Origin of the sequence: Micrococcus sp. KRD026, assembly GCF_017168445.1 — a bacterium.
GTDB lineage: Bacteria > Actinomycetota > Actinomycetes > Actinomycetales > Micrococcaceae > Micrococcus > Micrococcus luteus.
This window is the reverse complement of the sequence record NZ_JABFBA010000076.1, coordinates 1-2,443: the sequence shown is the minus strand read 5'-3', so window position 1 is coordinate 2,443 and position 2,443 is coordinate 1. Positions and strand designations below refer to the sequence as shown.

Annotated in this window: 6 protein-coding genes; all 6 read right to left on the bottom strand. The window is 76.1% G+C overall.

Annotated features, from left to right (window positions below):
• On the bottom strand, positions 1–205 hold a 205-nt coding region (locus J1M40_RS12370; protein ID WP_206450854.1), incomplete at its 3' end, for a hypothetical protein.
• On the bottom strand, positions 202–597 hold the full coding sequence (locus J1M40_RS12365; RefSeq protein ID WP_145992771.1) for a hypothetical protein: 396 nt from the start codon (positions 595–597) through the stop codon (positions 202–204). The genes J1M40_RS12365 and J1M40_RS12370, both read right to left, overlap by 4 nt.
• Positions 594–1,355, bottom strand: a complete 762-nt coding sequence (locus J1M40_RS12360) for a hypothetical protein (protein WP_101963173.1) — start codon at positions 1,353–1,355, stop codon at positions 594–596. Before J1M40_RS12360 ends, J1M40_RS12365 begins: the two co-directional genes overlap by 4 nt.
• Positions 1,355–1,687, bottom strand: a complete 333-nt coding sequence (locus J1M40_RS12355; protein WP_206450853.1) for a helix-turn-helix domain-containing protein — start codon at positions 1,685–1,687, stop codon at positions 1,355–1,357. The genes J1M40_RS12360 and J1M40_RS12355 overlap by 1 nt, the downstream gene beginning before the upstream one ends.
• A complete protein-coding gene (locus tag J1M40_RS12350) occupies positions 1,684–1,974 on the bottom strand; it encodes a hypothetical protein (protein WP_170079778.1) in 291 nt (96 codons plus the stop codon). The genes J1M40_RS12355 and J1M40_RS12350 overlap by 4 nt, the downstream gene beginning before the upstream one ends.
• Positions 1,971–2,414 carry a hypothetical protein gene (locus tag J1M40_RS12345; RefSeq protein ID WP_206450852.1) on the bottom strand — a complete coding sequence of 148 codons (444 nt, stop codon included), beginning with the start codon at positions 2,412–2,414 and terminating at the stop codon, positions 1,971–1,973. Before J1M40_RS12345 ends, J1M40_RS12350 begins: the two co-directional genes overlap by 4 nt.
• Between the last annotated feature and the right edge of the window lie 29 nt (positions 2,415–2,443).

Genomic DNA, 2,443 nt, shown 5'->3' with positions numbered 1-2,443 from the left:
CTGCGGAGCGTTCGCGCTCGCGGGCGGCCCGGGCGGCCCGCATGGGGGCCAGCAGGTCGCGGACGGCCTGGCGGCCCGGCCCCACGGCTGCCGGGGCGGGACGGCGGCCGGCGCCGGCGGTGGACGGGATGCAGTCCGCGCAGAGCCCGGAGGGGGTCAGGGCCTCGGCCGGGGTCTCGCGCTCGCAGTCACGGCAGACGGTCACGGCAGGACCTCCCGGGTGTGGTGCTCGGCCCGCCGGCGGGCGAGGTCGGCGGCCAGGGCAGCGGTCGTCGTGGCGGCCTTCGCACGTGTTGCCGGGGTGTCGCCGTCGCCGGCCCACGCGATCGGGGCCACAGTGCCGGCGTGGACGAGGGTTAGGGCCTGGTGGCCGTCCAGGACGACGCCCACGGCGCGCAGTGCTGCCACGAGGTCCAGAGCCCGGGCGCCCATGCTTACTGGCCGTAGCTCCGTGACCGTGGCCAGGCGCAGTGGCGGCCGTCCAGAGGGCGGGGCGGGCCGTTCGCGCTCGGCCGCGGCGGGCTCGAGGTCCTCGAGGTCCGGGAGGGCCGGCTGCGTGAAGTTCGGGGCGGGCTCGTCACGACGTCGGGGGCTCATGCCGGCACTTCCTCGGCCTCGGGGACCCATCCGGCCATGCGGGCGGTCAGGATGATTGCCTCGGGCTCAGGGAGGCTGGCACGGTTCGCCACGGCGTCCGCGAGCGCGGCCCGGCCGTGGTCGGGCTGGCTCACGAGCCATGCGGCTGCGGCGCGGTGGTCGCGCGCGCTCGCGGGCGTACTGCTGGTTGCGTCCAAGGCGATGTTCTCCTCCCCGTGTTCCTGGTGTGGTTCGTCGTCCCTCCTAGGGGAGACCGCTTCGGTCTCCCTCTTGGGACCGTTCCGGTCTCCCTTCTGGGGGACCGTTCCGGTCTCCCTCTGGGGGACCGTTCCGGTCCCCCTCTCCCAGATGCGAGCGGACTTATCCACAGGCCGGCCAGTGGTGCGGTCCACACGGGTCCACGTCGTCACGGTCCGGCCGTGCGGCCCCGTGGCGGTCCCGCTCGCCACGACGGTGCACGCCGGGTCGAGGGTGAGCGCGTACTCTGCCCGGCGGCCCGTGTGTGCCTTGCCGGAGGACACGAGGGCGCCGGCGGTGGCGAGCCGCTGGAACGCCTGACGGACGTTCTTTCGCGCGCTGCCGGGGTTGCCCTCGGGATCCAGGCCGATGGCCCGGGCCGCGTCCGCCCATCCGCCGAAGTAGACGGGCGGGTTCCCCGCGTCCAGAGACACGAGGGCCAGGAACGCGAGGAGACGGGCCTCGCGGTGCCCTAGGTGCGTCCAGTGCGCGAACACCTGCGCGACGTTGGTGGCGCCCATCAGGCGGCCCCCCTCTCCACGCTGACGGCCGGGACGGGCACGGTCAGCCGGTACGTGGTCCGGGCGGCCCCCGCGCCGCTGTAGGGCGACACGGGGGCCGGCTCGAGGTATCCGGCGGCGTGCAGGTCCGCGAGCGCCCGGCGGGCCGTGGACGGGTGGACGCCGGCGAGCTCGGCCACGTCAGGCACCGTGAGGTGCGCGCGGCCGCTGGAGGTGGCGCGGGTGGCCAGGGCCAGACCGGCCAGGCGGGCACCACGGCGCAGCTCGGAGTGCGTGAGCGCGTGCAGCCACAGGGAACGCGACGCCGGCTCAGGGACAGGGCGGGTGCTCATGCTGCCGCCCGGTAGTAGTCGCCGCGGCGACGGGCCTGGTGCTCGGTCGGCAGGGCGGCCACGAGGTCCAGGCGCCGGTGACGGGACAGGAACCGCTCCAGGGCGGACACGCTGGGGAAGCCGGCGCGGCGGGCGGCCTCAGCCCGGTTAGCGCCCTGGGCGGCCAGGAACTCGAGGTCCTCCAGGCGGGCGGCCGCGCGCTCGCGGGCGGCGGCGATCGACACGGCGGCGGCCTTCTTGCCGTTCGCGGACCGTGCGGCCCGCTGGGCGGGAGTGGACGTGATCATCGGGCCTCACCCCCGTGACGGCGGGCCGGGAGGTCGAGCCCCTCGGCGGTGTCGGCCAGGTGCACGAGGGCCGCGGCCAGGGACCGGGCGTGAGCCGGGGTGATGAACGCGCCCCACGCCTGGCCCGTGGTCGAGCCGGCGTCCTCCCAGACGAGCTGGACCAACGGCACGGCGGGCCGGCCGGTCACGTCCTCGGGCGCATACGCCCCGTGACGGTAGTGCTGCACGAGGGACGCCCACACGGTGCGCGCGTCCTCGCGGGCGCCCCACGCGTCCACGGGGAAGCCGCGGCCCTCGCAGACGTGGCCGTGTTCGGCGACGGTCTGACCGGAGGCGGGGCCGTCCATGCTGCAGAACGGCGCGCAGCGGCCGTAGACGGGGATCAGGCCGGGGTCCTGATCGGAGTCGCAGGGCTCGGGGAGCGTGGGAGAGGGGAACACGGGCGCGGGGGTCCTATCGCGTCCTGGGG